23 protein-coding genes are annotated in these 25,579 nt (G+C 68.7%); 17 read left to right on the top strand and 6 right to left on the bottom strand.

Features of this window, described 5'->3' with window-relative positions; translation table 11 throughout:
• The coding region (locus IBL26_RS05130) for a transposase (protein WP_187783383.1) at nt 1-150 on the bottom strand (150 nt) is incomplete at its 3' end.
• A 290-nt stretch (nt 151-440) separates the two neighbouring features.
• On the opposite strand from IBL26_RS05130, the gene IBL26_RS05125 reads away from it, so the two are divergent.
• Together IBL26_RS05125 and IBL26_RS05120 are read left to right on the top strand one after the other, a co-directional pair.
• The gene (locus tag IBL26_RS05125) at nt 441-944 is read left to right on the top strand and encodes a hypothetical protein (protein WP_187783382.1); all 504 of its coding nucleotides are present in this window, start codon (nt 441-443) and stop codon (nt 942-944) included.
• Entirely contained in the window at nt 944-1,561 is a 618-nt protein-coding gene (locus IBL26_RS05120; protein ID WP_187783381.1) for a hypothetical protein, read from the top strand. The genes IBL26_RS05125 and IBL26_RS05120 overlap by 1 nt, the downstream gene beginning before the upstream one ends.
• 288 nt (nt 1,562-1,849) lie before the next feature.
• Here IBL26_RS05120 and IBL26_RS05115 read toward each other — a convergent pair whose 3' ends face one another.
• The gene (locus IBL26_RS05115) at nt 1,850-2,788 is read right to left on the bottom strand and encodes a LysR family transcriptional regulator (RefSeq protein ID WP_187783380.1); all 939 of its coding nucleotides are present in this window, start codon (nt 2,786-2,788) and stop codon (nt 1,850-1,852) included.
• 130 nt (nt 2,789-2,918) lie between these two features.
• On the opposite strand from IBL26_RS05115, the gene IBL26_RS05110 reads away from it, so the two are divergent.
• From IBL26_RS05110 to ggt, 5 genes are all read left to right on the top strand, one after another.
• Nucleotides 2,919-4,742 (top strand): CocE/NonD family hydrolase, encoded by a 1,824-nt coding sequence (locus IBL26_RS05110; RefSeq protein WP_187783379.1) that lies wholly within the window; start codon nt 2,919-2,921, stop codon nt 4,740-4,742.
• Nucleotides 4,743-4,867: 125 nt separating this feature from the next.
• Nucleotides 4,868-6,463 carry an ABC transporter substrate-binding protein gene (locus tag IBL26_RS05105; RefSeq protein ID WP_187783378.1) on the top strand — a complete coding sequence of 532 codons (1,596 nt, stop codon included), beginning with the start codon at nt 4,868-4,870 and terminating at the stop codon, nt 6,461-6,463.
• 2 nt (nt 6,464-6,465) lie between these two features.
• A complete protein-coding gene (locus IBL26_RS05100; RefSeq protein ID WP_241749027.1) occupies nt 6,466-6,966 on the top strand; it encodes a GAF domain-containing protein in 501 nt (166 codons plus the stop codon).
• A gap of 127 nt (nt 6,967-7,093) precedes the next feature.
• Nucleotides 7,094-8,089: a Bug family tripartite tricarboxylate transporter substrate binding protein gene (locus IBL26_RS05095; RefSeq protein WP_367615371.1), complete on the top strand. Its 996-nt coding sequence runs from the start codon at nt 7,094-7,096 to the stop codon at nt 8,087-8,089.
• A gap of 327 nt (nt 8,090-8,416) precedes the next feature.
• Entirely contained in the window at nt 8,417-10,024 is a 1,608-nt protein-coding gene (gene ggt, locus IBL26_RS05090; RefSeq protein ID WP_187783376.1) for a gamma-glutamyltransferase, read from the top strand.
• A 70-nt stretch (nt 10,025-10,094) separates the two neighbouring features.
• Here the strand turns inward: ggt and IBL26_RS05085 are convergent, their stop codons facing one another.
• From IBL26_RS05085 to IBL26_RS05075, 3 genes are read right to left on the bottom strand one after another with little or no spacing between them, the layout of a single operon-like run.
• The gene (locus tag IBL26_RS05085) at nt 10,095-11,102 is read right to left on the bottom strand and encodes an amino acid ABC transporter substrate-binding protein (protein ID WP_187783375.1); all 1,008 of its coding nucleotides are present in this window, start codon (nt 11,100-11,102) and stop codon (nt 10,095-10,097) included.
• Nucleotides 11,103-11,141: 39 nt separating this feature from the next.
• A complete protein-coding gene (locus tag IBL26_RS05080) occupies nt 11,142-12,497 on the bottom strand; it encodes an aspartate aminotransferase family protein (RefSeq protein WP_187783374.1) in 1,356 nt (451 codons plus the stop codon).
• Entirely contained in the window at nt 12,494-13,360 is an 867-nt protein-coding gene (locus IBL26_RS05075; protein ID WP_187783373.1) for a MurR/RpiR family transcriptional regulator, read from the bottom strand. The genes IBL26_RS05080 and IBL26_RS05075 overlap by 4 nt, the downstream gene beginning before the upstream one ends.
• A 190-nt stretch (nt 13,361-13,550) precedes the next feature.
• Between IBL26_RS05075 and IBL26_RS05070 the strand changes: the two genes are divergently transcribed.
• The 6 genes from IBL26_RS05070 (at nt 13,551) to IBL26_RS05045 (ending at nt 20,032) form a co-directional block, all read left to right on the top strand.
• On the top strand, nt 13,551-14,201 hold the full coding sequence (locus tag IBL26_RS05070; protein ID WP_187783372.1) for an arylsulfatase: 651 nt from the start codon (nt 13,551-13,553) through the stop codon (nt 14,199-14,201).
• A gap of 79 nt (nt 14,202-14,280) precedes the next feature.
• Nucleotides 14,281-15,072: an aldolase gene (locus IBL26_RS05065; RefSeq protein ID WP_187783371.1), complete on the top strand. Its 792-nt coding sequence runs from the start codon at nt 14,281-14,283 to the stop codon at nt 15,070-15,072.
• 97 nt (nt 15,073-15,169) lie between these two features.
• The gene (locus IBL26_RS05060; protein ID WP_187783370.1) at nt 15,170-16,228 is read left to right on the top strand and encodes a pyridoxal-phosphate dependent enzyme; all 1,059 of its coding nucleotides are present in this window, start codon (nt 15,170-15,172) and stop codon (nt 16,226-16,228) included.
• A complete protein-coding gene (locus IBL26_RS05055; RefSeq protein WP_187783369.1) occupies nt 16,225-17,385 on the top strand; it encodes a M20 aminoacylase family protein in 1,161 nt (386 codons plus the stop codon). Before IBL26_RS05060 ends, IBL26_RS05055 begins: the two co-directional genes overlap by 4 nt.
• A 98-nt stretch (nt 17,386-17,483) precedes the next feature.
• Nucleotides 17,484-18,896 (top strand): M20 family metallopeptidase, encoded by a 1,413-nt coding sequence (locus IBL26_RS05050; protein ID WP_187783368.1) that lies wholly within the window; start codon nt 17,484-17,486, stop codon nt 18,894-18,896.
• A 188-nt stretch (nt 18,897-19,084) separates the two neighbouring features.
• On the top strand, nt 19,085-20,032 hold the full coding sequence (locus IBL26_RS05045; RefSeq protein WP_187783367.1) for a PfkB family carbohydrate kinase: 948 nt from the start codon (nt 19,085-19,087) through the stop codon (nt 20,030-20,032).
• A gap of 394 nt (nt 20,033-20,426) precedes the next feature.
• Here IBL26_RS05045 and IBL26_RS05040 read toward each other — a convergent pair whose 3' ends face one another.
• On the bottom strand, nt 20,427-21,491 hold the full coding sequence (locus IBL26_RS05040) for a LacI family DNA-binding transcriptional regulator (RefSeq protein ID WP_187783366.1): 1,065 nt from the start codon (nt 21,489-21,491) through the stop codon (nt 20,427-20,429).
• Between the two features lie 173 nt (nt 21,492-21,664).
• Between IBL26_RS05040 and IBL26_RS05035 the strand changes: the two genes are divergently transcribed.
• Genes IBL26_RS05035 through IBL26_RS05020 form a run of 4 tightly spaced genes read left to right on the top strand, consistent with a single transcriptional unit; the run spans nt 21,665 to nt 25,503 of the window.
• Nucleotides 21,665-22,951, top strand: a complete 1,287-nt coding sequence (locus IBL26_RS05035) for a 3-isopropylmalate dehydratase large subunit (RefSeq protein WP_187783365.1) — start codon at nt 21,665-21,667, stop codon at nt 22,949-22,951.
• The gene (locus IBL26_RS05030) at nt 22,948-23,442 is read left to right on the top strand and encodes a LeuD/DmdB family oxidoreductase small subunit (RefSeq protein ID WP_187783364.1); all 495 of its coding nucleotides are present in this window, start codon (nt 22,948-22,950) and stop codon (nt 23,440-23,442) included. Before IBL26_RS05035 ends, IBL26_RS05030 begins: the two co-directional genes overlap by 4 nt.
• Nucleotides 23,443-23,469: 27 nt before the next feature.
• A complete protein-coding gene (locus IBL26_RS05025; RefSeq protein WP_187783363.1) occupies nt 23,470-24,360 on the top strand; it encodes an isocitrate lyase/PEP mutase family protein in 891 nt (296 codons plus the stop codon).
• 6 nt (nt 24,361-24,366) lie between these two features.
• A complete protein-coding gene (locus IBL26_RS05020; RefSeq protein ID WP_187783362.1) occupies nt 24,367-25,503 on the top strand; it encodes an iron-containing alcohol dehydrogenase in 1,137 nt (378 codons plus the stop codon).
• Nucleotides 25,504-25,579 lie beyond the last annotated feature (76 nt).

The following is a 25,579-nucleotide window of genomic DNA, read 5'->3' as shown; positions in this document are numbered from 1 at the left end:
GGTCTTGATCACATAGCGCAGGCCGTTGAACACCTCGCGCAGCGTATGCTCGCGCTGTCCGGCGTCCTCCGGCAGCATCGTCAGGTAGGGCGCTACCAGCGCCCATTCATCATCGGAAACGTCAGAAGGGTACGGCTTGCGGGCACTCATGCCCCTCAGCCTGATCATTACCCGCCCAAAGGTCCATAACAGCCTCTAACTTAATGCAGTGGCCGACTTGGATAACGGGCGTATCTACGGACGTCGATCTTCCGGCATTGGAATAACGCACGCCACTCCCCCATACCTGTAGAGGCCGGAAGCCGGGCAATACTCCTTTGCTTCCGGGTAGAAGCCGGATGGTGAAGTGCCCGGATGCTCGCGCAAACGTCACGGAAGGGGCGCTTGCTGATTCGGACAAGGCCCGCTCCATTCTGCGTCACATGCAAATGGAGATGACCATGGCGTCGCGCCGCGGCTTGCTGGGCTTGCTTGCTGTCATTCCTCTGGCCCCGCTGGCGGCCAGGGCCCAGGCGACGATCGGCCTGGCCGAGCGGCGCGCCATCGCGTCCTACCGCCAGGAGAAGTATCCAGCGATCGAGGCTGGCATCCAGCAGGCCGCCGGCTTCCCCGTGCCGGTCGATGTGGAATGGGACCAGCTGACGCTTCCCGGCGATGCTGCCTACTACGCCCAGGATGACTATTTCGGGAAGACGATCTTCGAGCCACTGACAGCGGCCCTGCGCAGCATCACCACAGATCCGATGGGCCGCGACGCATTGAAGGCGAAGCTGCAGCGTATCCATATCCGCTACGACGAGAAGACTGCCCCGGCCTCGAACTATCCCAATGGGCTGACGTTCAAGGATGGCATGCTTGATATCAATTGGCGCCCCTACGCCAATACCGCCGACCTGCAGGACCGCACCCAAGCCATTACGCAGCTGCTGGAACGCAACCTCTGATGCCGAAGCTGGCGTGGCTTGCATGTCTGCCGGCTCTCGCCAGCCTCGCCGCGCCCGAGGCCCGTGCGGATCCGCCGATATCAGGCCAGTATGGCGGCCTGACCCTGGCCGTTAGCGGTGACAGAGTGAGCGGCGTGTTTTCCGAGGGTCGTGCTGGCAACGGCAGTGATGCCGCACCGCAGTTCTCCTGCCGCTTCCTGTTGCGCGGCCAGTTGAGCGGCGGCCGCGGCATCGTGCAAACATGGTATCCCGGCGAGGAAGCGATCCCGGGAAACCTCTCATTCGAAAGCGGGCGCGCATCCCTGATGCTGCGCGAGAATCACGATGGCTGCCTCATGACGTCCGGCGACATGACGCAGCAGCCCTACAGCTCCGTAGTTAACCGGCAGGGCGAGGGATGGGTCGATGTGGCTCTGGTCAAGGCAGATCGCGCGGCCTTCCGTCCTGCTCCCGGTGCACCGGCCCCGCGTGCGCCGTACGTGGTGGAGGGCGATCCACTGGTGGTTTTGGAACAGCGCGGAAGCTGGGTGCGGGCACGATATGTGGCTGGTTCCCGCGCCGTGACAGGATGGCTTCCCATCAGCGAGCTGGAGCTGGCTTCGCCTGGTTCGCCCTGAGGCTTTAGAGCTGGTCCGCTACCTGGGCCACCTAGGGTCTGGTGGTGTGTGACAGGATAGTTGGATCGTAGCAGTGATCGGGGTGCCCGCTCTGCCGCCAAGGTACCCTTCGGACTTATCGCTTCAAAGCGCTGATACGATTCCGCACCCTCGATGCAATTGCATTCGTATCGCGCCGCTAGAAGCTGGTTCATGGAAACCGAAAGCCGGCACCGACAGCCTAACTCGCAGAAAAAAGATCGGGGTCCGGGAAAATTCCTTCCCCCAGCCTTCCTCCACAGATGCCACTCAGCCCCCGCCACCTTGCCGGCGGCGCAGGCTCCGCAATGTGGCCTCCGCCTCGTGCCGCGCTGTCTCGGCCACCAGGGCGGCGAAGTCGCTGACGATGTCGGAGCGCGGTTGCCAGGCAGGGAAGAACAGGCCGTAGGGCAGCGGGATCGACGGCACGAAGGCGCGCAGGACGAGGGATGGCGCGGGGGAAGAGCGGGCGACGAACGGGTCGGCCAGCGCCACACCGAGCCCCGCCGCCGCCATCTGGCAGACCACGACGCCGTTGGAGGCCTCGAACCGCGTACGCGGCGTGAGGCCGGCGTCGCGGCAATGGCGTTCCAGCCCTTGCCGCAGCAGGGAACGGGGGTGGGTGAGGACCATGTCGTGCCCGGCCAGGTCGGCGACGGTGACGTGGGACAGGCGGGCCAGCGGGTGGTCCCGCCGCATGACGGCGACAGCTTCCACCTCGCAGAGCGGTTCCACCTTCAAACCGGGATGCGCCAGCGGCAGCACGGTAACGCCAAGGTCGAAATGCTCCTGCTCCACCACCGTCTCGGCATCCAGGCGGATGCGGGTGTCCACCACTGCGGTGAAGTCCGGCACCCGCTTCGCCATGACGCGTAGGGCCTGGCTGAGTAGCAGGCTGGCGACCTGAGGGGCGGTCAACAACCGCAAGTGCCGGTCGGTCTGGCCCTGGCGGATGCCGTTGGCCAGCCGGGCTAGCCCGTCGTGCCCGGCCAACACGCGCTCGGCATGCTGGTAGAAGCGCAGGCCTTCGGCGGTGAGGGCGAGGCGGCGGTTGTCGCGGCTGAACAGATCGAAGCCCAGTTCCTGTTCCAGGGCCGAGAGCAGGCGGCCCACTTGCGGCTGGGTGCGGCCCAGCCGAGTGGCGGCGCGGGAGACCGATCCGGCTTCCACGAAGGCCCGCAGCGCTTCCAGTGACCTCAGGTTGTGCAAGCCGGCCTCCCATGTGCGTTTTCCGCATGATCTGATCGTTATAATGCATTTGACGCACTGACATAGCTTCGGCATCGGTGACAGCGTCATGACACCGCCGGCCCGCGTGCCGGCAACCGGGGGCCCGACGATGTCCGATAGCGATCACGGCAGTGCCGCCTGGCTGGTTACGCCCTCCGACTACGCGGCAGCGCGCCCGGTGGAGTTCGCGCTGCCCGCCGTGCCGGAGTCACGCTATCTGACCATGCGGGATGGCTGCCGCATCGCCGTGGATGTCTGGCGGCCGGAAGGCGCCACCGGCCCCGTGCCCGCTATCCTGATCCTGACGCCGTATTACCGGCGCTTCGCCGTGGCGGCGGGCAGCGATGCGGATGCCATCCCCAACGCCGGCAAGTTCGTCCGCTACCTGGTGCCGCGCGGCTATGCGGTGGTGGTGGTGGATGTGCGCGGCACAGGCGCCTCCTTCGGCACGCGGGACAGTTTCCGCTCCCCGAAGGAGCGCGAGGATTCGCGGGAGATCACCGACTGGGTGGTGGCGCAGCCTTGGTCTGATGGGCAGGTCGGCGCGACGGGCATTTCCTATCCCGGCGCGGCGTCCGACTTTCTGGCCAGCACCGGGCATCCGGCGGTGAAGGCCATCGCGCCGCTCTTCGCGGTGTGGGACACCTATGCGGATAACTACTATCCGGGCGGCATCCTGCTGAAGCAGCTGGCCAAGAGCTATGACGACCTGATGGTCGCCATGGACCACGACCGGCGGGACCTGCTTCGCAACTACGTCTACTACGCCAACCCCGACCTCGCCGGCCCGCATCCGGTAGACGAGGATGCGGATGGCGCGCTGCTGGCGGCGGCGCTGCAGGAGCATCAGGGCAATTTCCGCCAGCCGGATTTCATGGGGGAGTTCCGCTTCCGCGAGGACCCGCTGCCCTATGATCCCTCCTTCAGCTCGGCCTCCTTCAGCCCTTATTCGGTGAGCGAAGGCATCGGCCAGGATGTCGCGGTGCTGGCGACCTCCGGCTGGATGGATGGCGCGGGCTATGCCAATGGCGCCATCGCACGGTTCCTGACGCTGCGGGACAACAAGGTGCACCTGCTGCTGGGGCCGTGGGACCACGGCGCGCGTTGCAACATCTCGCCCTGGCGCAGGGAGCAGACGTCGGAATTCGCCCTGCTGGGCGAGTTGCTGCGCTTCTTCGACCATTACCTGCTGCGGCGGCCGACGGGCCTGGAGGCCGAGCAGCCGGTGCACTATTTCAGCCTGCATGAGGAAGCCTGGCGCGAAGCGGCGTCCTGGCCGCCGGTGGAGGATGTGCAGCGCCTGTACCTGGGCGCCGCGGCCACGCTGGCGCCTGTCGCGGGCCCGGCGGACGAGGATTGCGTCCGTGCCGATTTCGCCTGGGGCAGCGGCGCCGGCACGCGTTATGAGCGCATCGCCGGCATCAACAGCACCACCTACTACGCCGATTGGCAGGGGCGGGAAGCGCAACTGGTGGGCTGGTCCTCCGCCCCGCTGGAGCAGGCGATGGAATTGACCGGGCACGGTCTGGCCGATCTCTGGCTCAGCGCCGACACGCCCGACGCGGCGGTGTTCGTCTATGTCTCGGAAGTCGAGGCGGATGGCACGGTGCGCTACGTCACTGAAGGTCTGTTGCGGGCGCTGCATCGCAAGGAAAGCCCGGCGCCGGCGAATTACCGCACCACCTGGCCGTTCCGCTCCTTCCGGCGGGAGGACGCGGCGCCGCTGGTGCCAGGGCAGGTTGAGCGCATCCGTATCCCGCTGCTGCCGACTTCCTGGGTGTTCCGTGCCGGCAGCCGTATCCGCCTCTCGGTGGCCGGCATGGATGCCGACCATTGCGTGCAGGTGCCGCATGGCCGTCCGCCGGTGCTGAGCCTGTCGCGTGGCGGCGAACAGGCCTCGGCCCTGGAACTTCCATTGCGTGCCCGCCGCTGACCATGCAGCGTGACGGCGGCCGGGATCGGCCGCTGCCGCGTCGCCATCGCGTTTCCTGCTGCGTCATCCGGCATTCCGGCTGACGCAGGCTGCTTCCACCGTGCCCCAACTAACAGGAGTTGCCCATGCGACGCCGTGACCTTCTTGCTGCCTCCGGTGCCCTGGCCACCATCGGTTGGGGTGCTCTGGCGCCCCGTCCTGCCCAGGCCGCCGGCAAGGCGTTGCAGATCGGGCTGGGTGGCGCCTTCACCACGGTGGATCCGCATTTCTACCACGCGGTGCCCAACCACACCGTGGCGATGCATATGTTCGAACGGCTGATCAACCGCGCGCCGGACGGCCGGTTGATCCCCGGCCTGGCCACGGAATGGAAGCCGCTCTCCGACACGCTGTGGGAATTCAAGCTGCGCCCCGGCGTGAAGTTCCACGATGGCGGCGACTTCACCGCCGACGACGTGGTCTTTACCTTCGAGCGCGCGCGCGACGTCCCCAACAGCCCCGGCGGCTTCGGCGGCTTCCTGCGCGCGGTGGAGCGGGTGGAGGTGATGGACCCGCTGACCATCCGCCTGCACACGCCGGTGCCGGCGCCGGATCTCGGCCCGAACCTGACCTATGTCGGCATCGTTTCCCGCCGCGTGGGGGAAGGGGCGACGACGGCGGACTATAACTCCGGCAAGGCGGCGATCGGCACGGGGCCTTACAAGTTCGTCTCCTACACCCCTGGCAACAGGGTGGAGATGGCGCGAAACGATCTCTGGTGGGGGCCGAAGCAAGGGTGGGATAGCGTTTCCCTGCGCCTGCTCAGCAATCCCGCCGGGCGCACCGCCGCGCTGCTGTCCGGTGACGTGGACCTGATCGACACGCCCTCTGTCAGCGATCTGCCGCGGTTGCGTGACGACAGCCGCATCCAGGTGGCGGCCATTCCGGGCATCCGGCTTATTTATCTGGTGCCGGATCTGTCGCGCGAAGGCGAAAGCCCGTTCGTGACCGACAATAGCGGCAAGCCGTTGGCACGGAACCCGTTCCGCGACCTGCGCGTCCGTCAGGCGCTCTCCGTGGCCCTGCAGCGGGACGCGCTGGCGGACCGGGTGATGCTGGGCACTGCCACGGCCACTGGCCAGTGGATGCCGCCGGGTGCCTATTCCTACGCCCCTAAGCTGGCCGCGCCGCAGCCGGACCCGGAGCGTGCGCGCCGCCTGCTGGCCGAGGCCGGCCTGCCCGACGGCTTCCGCCTCACCCTGCACACGCCGAACGACCGCTACCCCAACGATGCCCGTCTTGCCCAGGCCGTGGCGCAGATGTGGACGCGCATCGGCGTGCAGACCACGGTGGAGGCGATGCCGTGGAGCACCTATGCCGCGCGCGGCGGCCGGCAGGAATTCTCCATGGGGCTGTGGGGCTGGGGCAGCGCTACCTTCGAAGGCGGCTACATGCTCAGCCAGTGCTTTGCCACCTACAACAAGGAACGCAGCCTCGGCCTGTACAATTACGGCCGCTACAGCAATGCGGAATTGGACCAGATGTCCGCCCGCGCCGTCTCCACCGTCGATGAGGCAGCGCGCGAGGCGCTGCTGATCGAGGCGACGGAGAAGGCCATGGCGGATGTGCCCATCATCCCGCTGTTGATGCTGCAGAACCTGTGGGCGGTGCGGAAGGGCATTACCTTCGCGCCGCGCTCGGACGAGCGCACGCTGGCCGTCGACGCCAGCCTGGCGGGTTGAGCATGGGCGCGCGCCCAGACCCGATGCCGCATCTGGCCCGCCTGGCTTCGGCACAGGCGGAACCCGGCCAGCCACAGGCCGTTCTGAGTGCGCTGGACACGGCACTGGCCGCGGTGGTCGGCCACCGCCTGTGTACCATGCAGGTGCATTATGCGGGCGGGGAGGCGGAACGCGTGTACTCCAACCAACCCGGGCACTACCCGGTGGGCGGGCGCAAGCTCGCCTCCAACGCGCCGCGGATGCGGGAACTGATGGAGCATGGCCGGCCCATCCTGATCCGCACCGAGCCGGAGTTGCGCGCCAGCTACCCGGACCATGCCGGGGCCAGCGCCCTGGGCTGCGGCAGCGCCATGAACACGCCCGTACGTTGGCAGGGGCGCACCCTGGGCCAGGTGAATCTGATGCATCAGGCCGGGTGGTACACCGAGGACGACCTGCTGCTGGTGCGCAGCTTCTGCCAGTTCGCCGTGCCTGCTTTCCTGCTGCTGGCCGAGCGCGCCTAGAGCATGCTGGTCGCGTGACACAGGCTTTCAGTGTTTCCACCTCAAGCCATCATGCTCCAGGCCCTCGCCAGATCCGTCACCGGCGCCCGGCATCATGCCAGCCCGCCCAGCCTGAAGGAGGATCGCCGTGACTGATGGAGTGAACCGCCGCCATCTGCTGCGGGGCGCCGCTGCCCTGGCGCCCCTGATGCTGCCGGTACGCCAGGCCGGCGCCCAGACGGCGCCCTGGCCACAGGCTCAGCCCATCCGCATCATCGTCCCGTTCGGCGCCGGCGGCGCCACGGACATCGCCGCGCGCGTCATCGCGCAGGAGATGCAGGGGACGCTGGGGCAGAGCATGGTGCTGGAGAATCGCGGCGGTGCCGGTTCCACCCTCGGCACCGGCTATGTCGCGCGCCTGCCGCCGGATGGGTACACGCTGCTGATTACCACCATCAGCGGCCTGGCCATCGGGCAGACGCTGTACAGGGACCGCATCCAGTACGATGCGGACAAGTCCTTCGCCCATGTCGCCATCATGATGGGCACCCCGTATCTGCTCTGCGTCGACCCGAAGCTGCCGATCCGCAGCCTGGCCGATTACCTCCAGGCCGCGCGCGTCAAGCCAATGGGCTACAGCACCTCCGGCGTCGGCGGCGTCGCGCATCTGCTGGGGCTGCGGCTGGCAAGGGCGACCGGCGCCACGCTGGAACATGTGCCCTACCGTGGCTCCACCCAGGCCATCACCGACGTCATGGCCGGCGTGGTGCCGAGCGTGCTGGACAGCCTGACAGCGACCAGCGCGCACATACGCTCCGGCGCCCTGCGGCCGCTGGCGACCTCGGCGCCCGAGCGCTCCGCCGACTTCCCCGACGTACCGACCTTCCGCGAGCTGGGCCATGCCGATGTCGTGGCGGATGGCTGGGCCGGCCTGGCCGCCCCGGCAGGCACGCCACGGCCTATCCTGGACAAGCTGGCCGAGGCTGTGCGCAAGGCCCAGGCCAGCCCGAACGTACAACGCCGCTTCGCCGAGACCTCCACTACCCCGGGCCGGCTGTACCTGGATGATGCCCAGGCCTTTGTGCGGCAGGAAGTGGCAGCGTGGGCGCCGGTGATCCAGGCGTCCGGGATTACGCCGGATTAACAGTGTTGAGATTGGGGATGGAAGCGAAGGCTGGGGAAAGAATTCCCCAGGCCCCATCTTCCTTCTGCATGTTTTATCAGTTTTCTGTAAGGGTTCGCCGGACGGAGCGGCCGACCAAATCACTTCTCCTTCCGAGACCATCGGACTCCTACCTCGCAATGGAAGCCTGGAGCTAACTCGAAGAAAGAAGATGGGGTCTGGGGAATTCTTTCCCAGCCTTGATTCACCGAACCAAGCCGAGTGTTCTTAAAGAACCCAAACAAGGCGTGGCACGGAAAGGCCATTGAGCCGACCATGCCCGAAGAAAGCCCGAGCAGGAGACAAGCGATGCGCGGAATCGTGGTGGCGGCGCAGCCGGAGGCGGCCGAGGCGGGTGCGGAGGTGCTGCGGCAGGGCGGCAACGCGGTGGATGCGGCCATTGCCTGCGCCTTCAGCCAAGGCGTGGTGGACCCGCAGATGTGCGGTGTCGGTGGCTTCGGTGCCATGCAGATCTGCTTGCCGAAGCGTGGCGTGCATACGGTGCTGGAGTTCTTTGCCCGCGCGCCGCTGTCTGCCACGCCGGATATGTGGGAGAGCAAGTTCGTCGGCCAGTCCCGCGACGGCTTCGTCTTTCTGCTGGACGACCAGAGCAACGATATCGGCTACGGTTCGGTCGGCACGCCGGGGAATGTGGCGGGCTATACGGAGGCGCTGACGCGCTTCGGAACCATGAATTTGCGTGAGGTGGTGGCACCGGCCATCCGGCAGTCGCGCCGAGGCGTGATGGTGCGGCCCTATGTGCATTACTACTGGGCGCTGGACCACGGCGGTGATGGCCAGGTCAATGTGGAAGACAAGCTGCGCTTCAGCGAGACGGGGCGGCAGGTCTATTTCCGCCCGGACGGCCGGCTGAAGCGGCCCGGCGATGTGCTGCATAACCCTGAAATGACACGCACGCTGGAGCGCATTGCCGAAGGTGGTGCCGAGGCCTTCTATCGCGGTGACATCGCGCGGGAGATCGCCGCCGACATGGCGGCACGGGGCGGCGGCGTGACGATGGAAGACCTGGCGGCGTACCGCGTGCGGGAGAAGGCGCCGTGCTGGGGGAGCTATCGCGGGCTGCGCGTTGCGTCCAACCCGCCGCCCGCGGGTGGCGGCTCGCTCATCGAGTTGTTGCATATCATGGCACAGTTCGACCTCGGCGCGCTGGAGCATGGAAGCGCGGAGCACCTGCGCATCCTGGCCGAGGCGATGAAGTGGATGACCATCGACAAAGACGCCCATATGGGCGACCCCGACTTTGTCGATGTGCCGCTGGAGCGCCTGCTCTCCACCGAGCACGCCGCCGCGCTGGCCGCCCGCATCCAGTCCGGCGAGAAGGCCGACGTGCCGCGCGCGGAGGAGCCGAAGGACCCGCCGGACACCACGGTCGTCTGCGTTGTGGACGCCGAGGGCAATGCCGTCTCGCTGACGCACACGCTGGGCATCCCTTCCGGCGTCATCACCCCCGGGCTGGGCTTCATGTATAATGGCTGCATGAGCGGCTTCGATCCACGCCCCGGCCGCGCTGCCTCCATCGCACCCGGCAAGAGCCGCGGCAGCGCCATGGCACCCACCATGCTGTTCGAGGGAGACGCGCCCCGCATGGTTATCGGCGCCCCCGGCGGCACCTACATCGTGCCGGCGCTGGCCCAGTCCATCAGCAACGTGGTCGATTTCGGCATGAGCATGGCGGAGGCTGTGGCAGCGCCGCGCATCGTCGCGCTCAGCAATACCATCGATGTCAGCAACCGCGTTCCGCATGGGGTGACGGATGCGCTGGAATCCCAGGGCTACCCGATCGCCCGCTCCTACCAGAGCTTCGCCTTCGGCGCGCCGCATGGACTGGCCTGGCGGGACGGCGAATGGAGCGGTGGTGCCGACCCGCAGCGGGATGGGATGGTGATGCGGGCCTGAGGGGAATGGTCGTAGGAGGGGAAGGCCGGAGAATTCCTTCCCCGGCCTTCTCATTCGACGGCCCCAAACTTCAGCGGAACGGAATGGCGTACATCAGGCCGCCTTGGTTCCACAGCCCATTCAGGCCGCGCGAGAGCTTCAGCGGGCTACCGCTGCCGACATTGCGTTCGAAGATTTCGCCATAGTTACCGACAGCTTTGACCGCCGCCAGCATCCAGCCGTTGTCAAGGCCGAGGCGAGAGCCGAACTCGCCGGCCTGGCCCAGCAGGCGCTGGGTGGTCGGGTTGGGGCCACTAGCCTGCATGCCTGCATTGGCCTGGGTGACGCCCAGTTCCTCGGCTTCCACCAGGCCGTAATGCACCCAGCCGATGATGTTGGCCCACTGGTCGTCGCCATTGCGGGTGAAGGGGCCGAGCGGTTCCTTCGAGATGGTCTCGGCCAGCACCATGTAGTCGCTGGGCTTGGGCGCGACAGAGACGGCGCCGGCGAGAGCCGAGGCATCCTGCGTCATGGCATCGCAGCGGCCGGAGAAGAAGGCTTGGTACATGGTGTCCACCCGCTCGAACACCACGGGCTGGAAGGTCAGGTTGTTGGCGCGGGCGTAGTCGCCCAGCGTGACTTCATGGGTTGTGCCCTGGGCGACGCAGACCGTGGCGCCGTTCAGCTCCGACAACTTGGTAACACCGGCCTCGCGCTTCACGGCGAAACCCTGGCCGTCGTAGAAGTTCACTGGACCGGCGTTGAGGCCGATCGAAGCGTCGCGCAGGAAGGTCTGGGTGGAATTGCGCATCAGCACGTCGACTTCGCCGGATTGCAGCGCGGTGAAGCGGTTCTGCGCCGTCAGACCAACGAAGCGGACCTTGCCGGCATCACCCAGCACGGCGGCGGCGACGGCACGGCAGTAATCCGCATCGATGCCACGGAAATTGCCCTGGCTGTCCGGCACGGAGAAACCGGCGAAGCCGGTGCTGACGCCGCAGATCAGCTGGCCGCGCTGCTTCACCGTATCGAGCGTTGCGGCCTGGCTGGCGGCCGCGCCGGCGAACAGCAGCCCGGCGGCAAGGAAGAGAGTTTTCATGGTGTCATGTCTCGACAGGGATGTTGAATAGGGCTGCGGTCAGCGCGGCAGGCTGGCGATGGCGGTATCGACGGCCTCGCCCAGCCGTTCGACGATCAGGTCGATCTCGGCGGCGGAGACGATGTAGGGGGGTGCCAGCAACACGTGGTCGCCGCGCTGGCCGTCCAGCGTACCGCCGCCGGGGTAGCAGCCCAGGCCACGGGCGAAGGCGGCATCCTTGATGCGCTGGTGCACCTTCAGGGCCGGGTCGAAGGGCGCGCGGCTGCTGCGGTCGGCCACCAGCTCGATGGCCTGGAACAGGCCGCGGCCGCGGATGTCGCCGATATGGGCGTGGTTGCCGAAGCGCTCTGTCAGCCGTTCCTCCAGCCGCGCGCCCATGCTCCGGACCTGCGCCAGCAATCCGTCCTCACGGATGACGCGCTGCACCTCCAGCGCGGCGGCGCAGGCGATGGGGTGCGCCAAGTAGGTGTGGCCGTGTTGGAAGGCGCCGCTGCCGCGCTCCACCGCATCGGCGATGCGGGCCGAGACCAGCACGGCGCCGATGGCCTGGTAGCCACCGCCCAGCCCTTTGGCGATGGCTTGCAGGTCGGGCGCGATGCCCTCCTGCTCCCAGGCATGGCGGGTGCCGGTGCGGCCCATGCCGCTCATCACCTCGTCCAGGATCAGCAGGGCGCCGTGGCGGTCGCAGATCTCACGCACCGCCTGGAAGTACCCGGCGGGGGCGGGGACGCAGCCGGCCGTGGCGCCGACCACCGTCTCGGCAACGAAGGCGGCCACCGTGTCGGGACCCAGGCGCTGGAACTCGGCTTCCAACTCGGCGGCGAGGCGGGCGGTGAAGGCGGCTTCATCTTCGCCCTGCTGCTGTTCGCGATAGGCGAAGGCGGGGGAGACATGGCTGAACGCATCGGTCAGCAACGGCGCGTAGGGCGCGCGGCGGCCCGCATTGCCGCCGGCGGCCAGCGCGCCCAACGTGTTGCCATGGTAGCTCTGCCGACGGGCGATGTAGCGGCTGCGGCGCGGCTGGCCGAGTTCCAGGAAGTACTGGCGCGCCAGCTTCAATGCCGCCTCCACTGCTTCCGAACCACCGGAGACGAAATAGGCCTGGGCCAGCCCACCCGGCTCGTGGCCCACCAGTTCCTCCGCTAGCGCCTCGGCCGGCTCGTTGCTGAAGAAGCCGGTATGGGCGTAGCAGAGTCGGTCAGCCTGCCGCTTGATGGCCTCCACGATACGCGGATGCTGATGGCCGAGGCAGGAGACGGCAGCGCCGCCGGAGGCGTCCAGCACCTCCCGCCCGCCCTGTTCCACCAGCCAGACGCCATGCCCGCCGACAGCCAGCGGCGGCGCGGTGCGGGAGGAACGGTGCAGCACGCGGCTGCGGGTGACAGGGGCGTTCATGGGCGGCGTTCCTTCTCCGGCACGTATTCGGCCAGGGCGGCGAGGCGGGCTTCGGTTTCGCGCAGGCGGGTCAACGCGGCTTCGCCACCCAGCGCGAAGGTGGCGGCGGCCAGGGCCTGCGCCGTGGCCAGCGCACCGGTCAGGCTGGGGAAGAAGCCCGGGCCGGCGGCGGCATCGAACAGCAGCAGGTGGTGCGCGCCCTCGGCGATCGGTGCGTCCGGTGTGTCCACCAATGCGATGGTGGTGCAGCCGACAGCCTGCGCCGTGCGGGCGGTCAGCGCGATGGAGCGCGAATAGGGCGCGAAGCTGAACAGGACGACGGCATCCCCGGCCTGCAAGGCGCCGATATCCAGGTCCTCCGGCGCGGCGCCGCCGATCAAGCGGACGCCATCCGGCCGGAACAGGCGCAGCTGGTAATGCAGCAACTGCGCCATGCCACGGCAGGAGCGGAAGCCGGCGATCCAGATGCGCGACGCGGCATGCAGGGTGCGGGCGGCGGCGGCGATGGGCGCCGCATCCAGCCGGCTGATGCCGGCGGCGTCGCTGGCCAGCATTTCGGCCGGCAGTTGGGTGGCGGGCTCGGCCCCGGTGGGGCGGACGCGGCCGGAGAAGGGGGCCTGGGCGCTGTCGCGGCGGACCTCGATCAACGCGTCCCGCAACGGTTCCCAGCCGCTGTAGCCCAGGGCCTGGGCCAGCCGGGTGAAGGTGGCAGGGTGCGTGCCGGCGGCGGCGGCCAGGTCGCGCATGGAACGGGTGACGGCGTCGAAATCATGCCGGGCGAGGAAGCGGCCTGCCTGCTGCAACCGGGGTGGCAGGCCGGGCAGGGCACGGCGCAGGGCGTCGATCGGTGTGTCATCGGCCATGTAATGAGTGTTGCGGGCGAGTTGGAGTAATGCAACATTTGTTTTATGGAGTCGGCGCATCGCTTCGATCGTCGTGCGGCCCGAGCGTGCGTTCCGCGGTCACGGCGCGCGATACAGCCCATGCATGGCGCGGCTTATGCCCTTGGTCATCCCGTCCCGGGTCATCCCGCTTCAAAGGAGTGCGAGCGTTATGCGGATTGCCCTCATCCATGCCCTGCGGCACTCGCCGCCGCCGATCGAGGCCGCCTTCGCCCGCCTGTGGCCGGAAGCACGGCTGATGAACCTGCTGGATGACAGCCTCTCCGCCGACCTGGCGCGGGACGGCGCGCTGACGCCGGCGATGACCGGGCGCTTCCAGGCGCTGGCGCGCTACGCAGTGGGCACGGGCGCGGACGGCATCCTGTTCACCTGCTCCGCCTTCGGGCCGTGCATCGAGGCGGTACAGCGGGACTATCCGCGCCTGCCGGTGCTGAAGCCCAACGAGGCGATGGTGGAGGAAGCGGCACAGTTGGGCGGGCGCATCGGCCTGCTCGCAAGTTTCGCCCCGACGCTGCAATCCATGCCGCCGGAATTTCCGGCCGGCATCACTTTGCGGCCGCTGCTGGCGGAGGGCGCGCTGGACGCACTGAACCGTGGTGACCAGCCGGCACATGATGCCCTGGCGGCCGAGGCGGCGCTGCAACTGGCCGATTGCGATGCGATCGCCCTGGCGCAGTTCAGCCTGGCCTCGGCCGCAGCTCAGGTGGCTGCTGCGACCGGCAAGCCGGTGCTGACGACGCCGGACAGCGCCGTGCGCAAGCTGCGTGGCCTGCTGACGGGTGCTGCTGCCGCCTCGCGCTGAATGCACGCCACGTTGAAGCCCGGACAGGTTCGTGCCAGACAGGGCCGACGGCTTTCCCTTCCGCACAGGATGTCTCGCCATGGCCCATGCCATCACGCCGATCCACGCAACGCCGGCGCTGAGCAACAACGAACCGCTCGACACCGGCGCGGTGCGGCAGCTGCGCGTCGAGCTGGCGGCCTGCTTCCGCATGGCGGCGCGGAACGGGTTGCAGGAAGGTATCTGCAACCACTTCTCCGCCGTGGTGCCCGGGCGGCCGGACCTGTTCCTGGTCAATCCCTACGGCCTGGCCTTCGCCGAGATCACGGCTTCCAGCCTGCTGGTCTGCGATCTGCATGGCAATGTCGTCGAGGGCGAGGGCCAGCCGGAGGCCACGGCCTTCCACATCCATGCCCGCCTGCATGAGCACAAGCCGCGCGCCAAGGTCGCCTTCCACACCCACATGCCCTACGCGACGGCGCTGGCGATGCTGGAAGGCCCGCCGCTGCTCTGGGCCGGGCAGTCGGCATTGCGCTTCCATGGCCGCATCGCAGTGGACGAGAACTACAACGGCCTGGCGCTGGATGGCAGCGAGGGCGAGCGCATCGCCGCCAGCGTCGGCGATGCCGACATCGTCTTCATGAAGAACCATGGCGTGATGGTGTTGGCCGCCACGGTGGCCGAGGCCTGGGACGATTTGTACTACCTGGAACGCGCGGCGCAGGCGCAGGTGCTGGCGTTGAGCACCGGCCGCCCGCTGAAGACGGTGCCGGAGGAGATCGTGCGCCGCGTGGCCGCGCAGGAAGCTGCCGGCCGGGCGGAGAGCGCGGCGAAGCATCTGGAGAGCGTCAAACGCATCCTGGCCCGGCAGGAACCCGAATTCCTCGCCTGACGGATTTCGCCGCCCGGTGCCGCTGATCTGGTGGAAACCGGCGCGGGCGGGGCCGTATTCGGCGATAACGGTCTGCTCGTGGCGCTAGCATGGCGCCATGACCGACCTCATGCACCGCCAGCAGGATTCCGCCGCCATCGCGGCGGAGCTGCGCCGCCTCTCCCCGGCTTATGCGCCGACACCGCTGCTGGACCTGCCCCGCCTGGCCGCCCGGCTGGGCGTAGAGCAGGTGCTGGCCAAGGATGAGAGCCACCGCATGTTGCGGAGCTTCAAGTCCCTGGGCGGCACCTATGCCGGGCTGCGCGCCCTGGCCCGCGCGGCGGGCGGCGATATCGCGACATTGCTGGCCGAGCGCCCGGCGGGGCAGCCGGCGCTGGTCTGTGCCAGTGACGGCAATCACGGCCTGGCCGTGGCGCTGGCGGCCAGCCGGGCCGGGGCCGCTGCAAGGGTGTTCCTGCATCGTGCCGTCCCCGCATCCCGCGCCGCGCGGATCGCGGCGGAAGGGGCCGAGATCGTCTGGGTGCAGGGCACCTACGACGATGCGGTCGATGCCGCCGCGGCCGCCGCGCGCACGGAGGGCGACATCCTGGTAGCGGACACCACGGATGATCCGGACGACCTGGTGGTCGGCGATGTCATGGCCGGCTACGGCGTCATCGCCGCCGAGATCCGCCAGCAGATGACGGCAGGGGGTATGGCGCCGCCGACGCATGTGTTCGTGCAGGCCGGCGTCGGCGGGCTGGCCGCGGCGATGGCGGCGGGGCTGACGCAGTGGTTGGCGGCCCCCGCGCGCGTTGTGGCCGTGGAGCCGGAGGAAGCGCCCAGCGTTAGTGCCGGGCTGGCCGCCGGCCGTGCCGTGCGGGTGCCGGGGGCGCTGGAGACAACGGCCGAGATGCTCTCCTGCGGCGAAGCCAGCGTGCCGGCCCTGGCCGTGCTGCGCCGGCACGGTGCCGTGGCGATGACGGTGCCGGAAGCCGGGCTGGAGGCTGCGCCCGCGGTGCTGTGCGCGGCCGGCGGGCCGGCAACCACGCCTTCCGGCGCCACTGGTCTGGCCGGGCTGCTGCAGGCAGGAGAGAACCGAAGCTTCGGCCTGGATGCCGGCAGCCGCGTGCTGGTCCTGGTCACCGAGGCAGCACTGGACGACGGCGCGGCATGACGCAGGACCGGCAAGCCCTGTGGGCGGAATTGCGCGCCTGGCGGCAGGACTTCCACGCGCATCCGGAATTCGGCTTCGAGGAGCACCGGACCGCGCGTCTGGTAGCCGAGCGCCTGCGCGCCTGCGGGATGGAGGTGGCGGAGGGCATTGGCGGCACCGGGGTGGTGGGTACGCTGCGGCTGGGCCAGGGCAATGGCTGCATCGCCCTGCGCGCCGACATGGATGCGCTGCGCATCCAGGAGCAGGGTGCGCTGCCCTATCGCTCCACCCACCCGGGCGTCATGCATGCCTGCGGGCATGATGGCCATATGACGATGCTGCTGGGCGCCGCGCGCATCCTGGCGGCGGAAGGTGGCTTCGATGGCACGGTGCATTTCGTGTTCCAACCGGCCGAGGAATGGGGCCAGGGCGCCCTGGCCATGCTGCGGGACGGCATGCAGGAACGCTTCCCCTGCAACGAGATTCACGGCCTGCACAACCAGCCGGCACTGCCGGCCGGGCAGTTCGAGACCCGGGCTGGCGCGGTGATGTCGGCAGAGGATAACTTCATCATCACGCTGCGCGGCATGGGCGGCCATGCCTCCCGCCCGCAACTGGGGCGGGAGGTGCTGGTGGCCGCATGCTCGCTGGTGATGGACCTGCAGACGATCGTTGCCCGCCGGCTGGACCCGGCCGAGACGGCGGTGCTGTCGGTGACCGAGCTGCTGACTGACGGCACGCGCAACGCCTTGCCGGGCGAGGCACGCATCCTGGGCGACGTGCGCAGCTTCCACCCCCGCGTCAGCGCCGAGGTCGAGGCCTGGATGCGCCGACTGGCCGCCGGTACGGCCACCTCCTACGACTGCGCGGTGACGGTGGACTACACGCGCGAATTCATCCCGACCATCAACGACCCCGCCGCGGCGGAGGCAGCGCTGGCGGCGGCGCGGCAGGCATTAGGCGAGGACAGGGTGCGGCAGATGGCAGCGCCCAGCACGGGGTCCGAGGATTTCGCGCGCTTCCTGCAGCAGGTGCCAGGCTGCTTCGCCTTCATCGGCAATGGCGAGGCCTCCCTGCCGCTGCACCACCCCGGCTACGATTTCAACGACGACGCCACGCCCGCCGGTGTCGCCTATTGGGTGACGCTGGTGCGGCAACGCCTGCCGGTGCGCGCATGAGGCGTGTGACGCGGGCCGCGCCGGATGCGTGGGAGGGGGGGGTGACAGCAGGCGCCGCTGCTGGTCAGATGACCGCCGTCGCGCAAGGAGACGTCAGGATGAAGAACAGTTCCGAAGTCTGGAACTTCGTGGATGCGAAGCAGCAGAGCTTCATCGAGCTCAGCGACCGCATCTGGGGCATGCCGGAACTGAACTTCCGCGAGGTCCGCTCCGCCGCCGAGCACGCCGCGCAGCTGCGCGGCGAAGGCTTCCGCGTGCAGGAAGGCCTGGGCAGCCTGCCGACCGCGGTGATGGGCGAGGCTGGCGAGGGCGGCCCCGTCATCGCCATCCTCGGCGAATACGATGCGCTGCCGGAACTGAGCCAGGAAGCCGGCGTGGCTGAGCACCGGCCGCTGCCAGGCGACGGCTCCGGGCATGGCTGCGGCCATAATCTGTTGGGCTCCGGCGCCATGCTGGCGGCGACGGCGGTGAAGGACTGGCTGAAGGCGCAGGGCCTGCCTGGCCGCGTACGCTACTATGGCTGCCCGGCGGAAGAGGGTGGCGCCGGCAAGGCTTTCATGGTGCAGGACGGCGCCTTCGCCGATGTGGACATCGCCATCTCCTGGCACCCCGGTGCCTTTGCGGGGGTGATGGAGGCACTGTCCCTCGCCAACACCACCATCGACTTCACCTTCACCGGCCGCTCCTCCCACGCCGCCGCCGCGCCGCATCTGGGCCGCTCGGCGCTGGATGCGATCGAGCTGATGAATGTCGGCGTCAACTACATGCGCGAGCACATGCCGAGCGATGCGCGCATCCACTACGCCTATCTCGATGCCGGTGGCATCGCGCCCAACGTCGTGCAGGGGCGGGCCAAGGTACGCTACGTCGTCCGCGCACTGGAAGTGGCGGACGTGCATGCGCTGCTGGCCCGCGTGCGCAAGATCGCAGACGGTGCCGCGCTGATGACGGAGACCAGCGTCGTCTCCGAGGTCAAGAGCGCGATGAGCAACCTGCTGGCGAACGCGCCGCTGGAAGATGCCATGCAGCGCAATTTCGACCGGCTGGGGCCGCCGCAATACGATGCGGCGGATCTGGCCTTCGCGGCGAAGATCCAGGCCACGGTGTCCCGCCAGGATGTCGAGACCGCCTTTGCCCGCTCCGGCGCCCGGCGGACGGAACTGGCGCTGTGCCAGGAGATTGCGCCGAAGGTGGTGCCGGGCACGCGAATGGTAGGCTCCACCGATGTGGGCGACGTCTCCTGGGCAGTACCGACGGTGCAGGCCTGGGGCGCTACCCACGCCATCGGTACGCCGGGCCATTCCTGGCAGTTGACGGCGCAGGGTAAGATGCCGGCGGCGCATAAGGGCATGGTGCATGTGGCGAAGGTGATGGCGGCCACCGCGGCCGACTTGCTGGCCGATGCTACGCTGCTGCATCAGGCCAAGGCCGAGCACCAGGCAAGGTTGGAGCAGACGCCTTACATGCCGCTGCTGCCGGCCGGGCAGAAGCCCGCGCTCGACATGTGCTGAGGCCACCAGGCCCGGCGGTGAACGCCGCCGGACCTTTTGGCGGAGCAGGGGCTTGCTGGCAGGGGCGAAGCGTTCTCCCTTGAAGCGTGATCGCCCTAAGGCGTGAATCACGCGATCAAACAAAGCGCTCGAGCGTGCTCTGCGAACAGAGCACGCTTGAGCGCCAGGATTGCTGGTAACCGGACGACATGCTGCCTCCCAACACGACACCCCGGCTGATCTGCCTGGGCCACGCCACGCTGGACCGCAGCTATGTCATCGGCCGTTTCCCGCCGATGCCACGCAAAGTGAAGGCGCTGCACGCCTTCGCCAATGGCGGCGGCATGGCGTCCTCCGCCGCCGTGGCCGCTGCCCGGCTGGGGGCTCGGACCTCGCTTTGGGGCCGGGTGGGCGACGATGCCGACGGCCTGGCCATCCGGCAGAGCCTGGAGAGCGAGGGCGTTGCCACCAACGGGCTGCGCCGCATCGCCGGTGCCGTCTCCGCCACCTCCGCCGTGTTGATCGACGCGGAAGGGGAGCGGCTGCTGGCGCATCATGATGGTGAAAACCTTTCCGTCGATCCGGACTTCCTGCCGCTGGGGGAAGTTACCGGCGCGGACGCCGTGCTGGCGGATCTGCGCTGGCAGGAAGGCGCGCTGGCGATGTTCGCCGCCGCCCGCGCGGCTGGCGTGCCGACGGTGCTGGATGCCGATGTATCCGACCTGCCGGATCTGCTGCCGCTGCTGCGCCTGACGGATTACGCCGTGTTCTCCGAAGGCGGCCTGGCGGAGTTCGCCGATGGACCGGCGCTGGAAGCTCTGGCGCGGGTGCGCGTGGCTGGTGTGCGGCATGCCGGCGTCACCCTGGGTTCCGCCGGCTATCTGTGGCTGGATGCGGCGGGGCAGCCCTGCCGCCAGCCGGCCATTCCCGTCCAGCCCGTGGACACCAACGGGGCCGGCGATGCCTTCCACGGTGCCTTTTCCTGGGCCATCGCGGGTGGGCTGGGGGATGCGCAGGCGGTGCGGCTGGCGGTGGCCACGGCAGCGTTGAAATGCCTGCATCCTGGTGCCCGCGCCGGCCTGCCGCGCCTGCCGGAGTTGCAGGCCTTCCTGGGTGGTTTGCAGCCCGCTACGGCGATGGAGCCAGCCGGGCCCTGAAGGCGCGGCCTTCCGCAGTCACTGGCGAGACCTGCGCGGCGGAGTACGATATCCGGCGCCTGATGCGACCGAAAACGATCGCCTCCTAACGCATATCGACATTGGCCTCGGGGGCAAGAAGGCCGGGGAAGGAATTCCCCGGACCCCATCTTTTTGTTTGCAAGTTTTTAGGGCCTGGCTTTGGAAGCGTCAGTCTTCTGAAACCTCGATCGGAGTGGTGTCCAAAGTTCTTGATCTCCGACTTCGGGCCTGGCTCCCGCTCTTAATAGTCATCAAGGCTGCGCCTGCCAGTCTTTAAGCCCCACGCCAAATTCGCAGAAAAAAAGATGGGGTTTCAGGGGAATTCATTCCCCTGACCTCCCCTTTCCCCGCGCCTGATGCATGTCGATGGACTTTAGGACACCGGAACCATGCCGGGCGGCAGCCGCGCGGAGTGGCGCGGGATCAGCGTGCCACGGAGCAGCACCACTTCCTGCGGCAGCACGGCGCCGCCGATCCGTGCCAGCAGCAGGTCCATGCCCCGGCCGACCATGGCGGCTAGCGGCTGGGCGATGGTGGTCATGCGGTAGGGCGGCCGGCTGGCTGGGCCGATACCATCGGTGCCAACGATGGAGATGTCGCCGGGTATGGAAAGGCCGGCCTCGCGCAGTGCGTCCATCGCGCCCATGGCCAGGATGTCGCTGACGCCGAACACCGCGTCGGGCCGCTCGGCCAGGGGCAGCGCGGCGATGGCCTGACCGGCGGCGTAGCCGGCCGCGTGGCTGGCGCCACCGGTGATGATGGTGGGGGCAGGCAACCCGGCCGCCATGGCCTGGGCGGCGAAGCTCTCCGCCCGTTCGATGCTGGTGGAGGTAGCGGCATTGCCAGTGATGACCGCCAGCTTGCGGTGACCGGCAGCCACCAGCAGCCGTGCCAGCTCCGCCCCCGCCGCACGGTTGTCGCAGGACACGGCACAGCCATGCTCGCGCGCTACGCGGTTCACCATCACCACCGGCACGCCATTGGCGGCGCAGATGGCCGCGGCACGGGAAGACAGCTCGGCCGAGGTGATCAGGCAGCCATCGACGCGGTATTGCAGCAGTGCTTCGGCCGTCGCGTCCTCGATCGGGCCGGGGCCGGCATGCAGCAGCAGCAGGCGCCAACCGCGCGCAGCTGCCTGGCTGACCGCCTGTTGCATCAGCTCGGCATAGAACGGGTTTTCCACCGGCCCCAGCACCAGCCCGATCAACCCGCTGCGGCCGCCGACCAGCGTGCGGGCCAGCACGTTGGGGGTGTAGCCGGCCTCCACCGCCAGCGCCGCGATGCGGGCGCGGACCTCGGGCGAGATGCGTGGGTCGTTCCGCAGGGCGCGGGAGACGGTGGAGGCCGAGACGCCGGCGCGCCGGGCGAGGCTGCCCACGGTGGCACGCCCGTTCGGCTCGGCGCGCCCGGTCCCGCGCGCCTGGGGCTCATCATCCATGGGCCATGGTTACCAGTCCGCGTGTTGCAGTGCAATCGATCGCTCAATGGAGGCCAGGGAAGAATCGGCTTTCCAGGCCAATTTTTTGTGCTAACGATTGCACAGACAAGCCGCCCCGGTGAGCGAGGGCGACGGCACCGGAGGAAGACGATGCAGATCGCGGGCAACAGGCCGTGACCGGCCAGACCATCACCCAGAAGATTCTGGCGGCGCATACGGAAGATGGGCGCGCCGAGCCGGGCAGCATCGTCACCATCCGCCCGGACGTGGTCCTGCTGAACGACGTTTCTGGCCCGCTGGCTTTCGAGCAGTTCGAGGCCATGGGCGCCACCCGGCCGTTCGACCCGGCGCGCATCGTGCTGGTGGCCGACCATTTCGCCCCGGCGCCGGACGTGACCGCCGCGGGTGCGATCGCGATGACGCGGGCCTTCGCGCAGCGCCACGGCATCGAGCATTTCTACGAGCCAGGGCGCGGTGGTATCGAGCATACGCTGCTGGCGGAGCTGGGCATGGTGGGCCATGGCACCATCGTCTTCGGTGCCGACAGCCACACCTGCACGGCGGGCGCGTTCAACGCGCTCGGCATCGGCTTCGGCTCCACCGACCTGGCTGGCGCGCTGGTGATGGGCCAGCTGTGGATGCGGGTGCCGGACAGTATCCGTGTCGAACTGGTCGGCACGCCGGGGCCCTATGTTTCGGGCAAGGACATCATCCTGGAGCTGATCCGCCGCATCGGCTCGGACGGCGCGGCGGATGCCGCGTTGGAGTTCGGCGGGCCGGGCGTGGCGGGCCTGCCGATGGATGCGCGCATGGCCGTGGCCAACATGGCGGTGGAAGGCGGCGCCGATACCTGCGTGTTCGAGGGCGATACGCTCTCCACCACCGACATGGCGCTGCGTGGCGTTCCGACGGCGCCGGCCGTGCTGGCGGATGCGGACGCCGTGTACCGGGAGCGCATTGTCATCGACCTGTCAGCGCTCTCGCCCATGGTGGCGCGGCCGCCTTCGCCCGCCTCTGGCGTGCCGGTGGGGCAGTTGCGCGGGCAGCGGGTGGATCAGGTGTATGTCGGCAATTGCTCCAACGGCACGATGACGGATCTGCGACAGGTGGCCGACATCCTGCGCGGCCGCCAGGTAGCACCCGGCGTTCGCATGGTAGTGGTGCCGGCGACGCAGAAGATCTGGCGCCAGGCGTTGGCGGAAGGCCTGCTAGATGTGATGGCGGCGGCCGGCGCGGCGATTTCGACCCCCACCTGCGGCGCCTGCTTCGGCGGCCATATGGGCATCCTGGCGGCGGGCGAAACCGCTATCGCCACCACCAACCGCAACTACCGTGGCCGCATGGGGCACCCGGACAGCCAGGTATTCCTGGCCAATGCCTGGGTGGCCGCCGCCGCCGCCGTGGCCGGCGAGATCGTGCCGCCGGACGAGATTGCCCAGACCGCAAAGGCCGCCGCATGAGCCTGACCTTTCAAGGCCGCGTCCACCGCTTCGGGGACGAGGTCAACACCGATGTCATCCTGCCCGGCCGCTACCTGGCGCTGCGCAAGCCGGAAGAGCTCGGCAAGCACTGCATGGAAGGGATCGACCCCGATTTCATCCATCGCGTGCAACCGGGCGATATCCTGGCGGTCGGGCGCAATTTCGGCTGCGGGTCGTCGCGTGAGCATGCGGTGATCGCGCTGAAGGCGGCGGGCGTGTCCGCCATCGTCGCTGTCAGTGCCGCGCGGATCTTTTTCCGCAACGCGGTGAATCTCGGCCTGCCGGTAATCCTGTGCCCGGAGGCCGCCACTTCGCTGCGCGAGGGTGAGGAAGCCCGCGTCGCGCTGGAGGATATGAGCGTCACGCAGGGCGATGCCGCCTGGCGCGGCCTGGCGCTGGGCGATGAGGTCCGCGCCATCCTGGCGGCCGGTGGGCTGGTGCCGCGCGTGCGGCAAGCCCTCGCTGCCTGAATCCGTTCGTTTGAGAGGAAATATCCCATGGCTGATCCGCGCCTGAAGGCCGCCCTTGCCGCCAAGACGTTCATCGTCGCCCCCGGCATCTACGACATGATCTCCGCCCGCATCGCCGACCGCATGGGCTTCAACGCCCTGTATGCCACCGGCTACGGCACCGTCGCCTCGCATCTCGGCATTCCCGATGCCGGCGTCGCCACCTTTACCGACATGGTCGGGCGGATGGGCCGCTTCAGCCAGGGCTGCTCCACCCCCGTTATCGCCGATGCCGATACGGGCTATGGCGGCCTGCTGAACGTGCGCCACACCGTGATGGGCTATGAGGCCGCCGGCGTCACCGCCATCCAGCTGGAAGACCAGGAAGTGCCGAAGAAGTGCGGCCATACGCCAGGCCGCCGTGTCATCGCCGCCGAGGACATGGCGCTGAAGATCGAAGTGGCGGTCGAGGCGCGCAAGAGCGACGACTTCCTGATCATCGCCCGCACGGATGCGCGGACCACGCTGGGGCTGGATGAGGCCATCCGCCGCGGCAAGCTCTACCGCAAGGCCGGAGCCGACATCGTCTTCATCGAAAGCCCGGAGAGCGAGGAGGAGATGAAGCGCATCGGCGGCGAGATCGATGCGCCGCTGCTGGCCAACAACGTCGATGGCGGTGGGCGCACGCCGATTCTTTCGGCCGAGAAGCTGGCGTCCTTCGGCTACGACATCGCCATCTACCCGGCGCTGGGCTTCCTGACCGTGGCGGCGGCGCTGGAGCGTTCCTACGCCCACCTGCGCAAGGCGGGCGACACCAATGCACTGCCGGAAGGCGTCATCTACGATTTCGGCCAGATGAACGAGCTGATGGGCTTCCCGGAAGTCTGGGATTTCGACAAGCGCTGGGCCCGCCCCGACGCGTCCCAGGCCGCGGAATAGCCTTCGATGCCGTCGATGGACTTCGCCACGACGCCCCGCATCGTGCTGCGTGACGGCGCGCTGGACGACCTGCCGGCGCTGCTCGCCGAGCTGGGCGCCCGGCATGTGGCGCTGGTGACCGATGCGGGTCTGGTGCGGGCGGGGCTGGTGGCCCCGGTCGAGGCCAGCCTGCGCGCCGCCGGCCTCGCCGTCACACTCTACGACGACGTGCAGGCCGACCCGCCGGAACGCATCGTCCTGGCGGCGGTGGAGCGGTTGGGCGCTGCGGGCGTGGACTCGGTGTTCGCCATCGGCGGCGGCAGCGCCATGGATACGGCGAAGCTCGTGGCCTACCTGCTGCGCTCACCGTGTGAACTGGAGAGCATCTATGGCGTCGATCGCGCCAAGGGTCAGCGGTTGCCGCTGATCCTGGCGCCGACGACGGCGGGTACGGGGTCCGAGGTCACGCCTATCTCCATCGTCACCACGCCGACGAAGGAGAAGCGCGGCGTTGTCTCCCGCCGCCTGTTGCCGGATGTAGCGTTGCTGGATGCCAACCTGACGCTCGGCCTGCCGCCGGCTGTCACGGCGGCGACCGGCATCGACGCCATGGTGCATGCGATCGAGGCGTTCACCAGCCGGCGGCTGAAGAATCCGCTATCCGACATCCTGGCGCAGCAGGCGCTGTCCCTGCTCTCCACCAACCTTCCGCTGGTGCTGCGGGACGGGCAGGACAAGGCAGCGCGTGGTGCGATGCTGCTGGGGTCCTGCCTGGCCGGCATGGCCTTCGCCAATGCGCCCGTGGCGGCGGTGCACGCGCTCGCCTACCCGCTGGGCGGCCGCTATCACCTGCCGCACGGGCTTTCCAATGCGCTGATGCTGCTGCCGGTGCTGCGCTTCAATCTGCGCGCCGCCGCTCCCCTCTACGCCGCCCTGGCGCCGAGCGTGGGCGCCGAGACGGCGAACGCCGAAGGCTTCCTCCGCGCCATCGAGCAACTGGTGGCGCAGTGCGAGATGCCGAAACGTCTGCACGAACTGCAGGTGACACGCGAGAGCCTGAAGCAACTTGCGGCCGACGCCATGCAGCAACAGCGCCTGCTGATCAACAACCCTGTGGAGCTGACCGAGGCGGATGCGCTGCGGCTCTATGAGGAAGCTTTCTGAGACCGCCTGAAGCGTCGTCCCCGCACGCCCGGTGAGCCGAGGTGTGCAGCAAGCACTGGAGCACGCCCGCCGCGCC

The organism is Teichococcus aerophilus, assembly GCF_014490485.1.
GTDB classification, from domain to species: domain Bacteria; phylum Pseudomonadota; class Alphaproteobacteria; order Acetobacterales; family Acetobacteraceae; genus Pseudoroseomonas; species Pseudoroseomonas aerophila.
The sequence above is the reverse complement of the archived record's forward strand: the minus strand, read 5'-3'. Positions and strand labels throughout refer to the sequence as shown.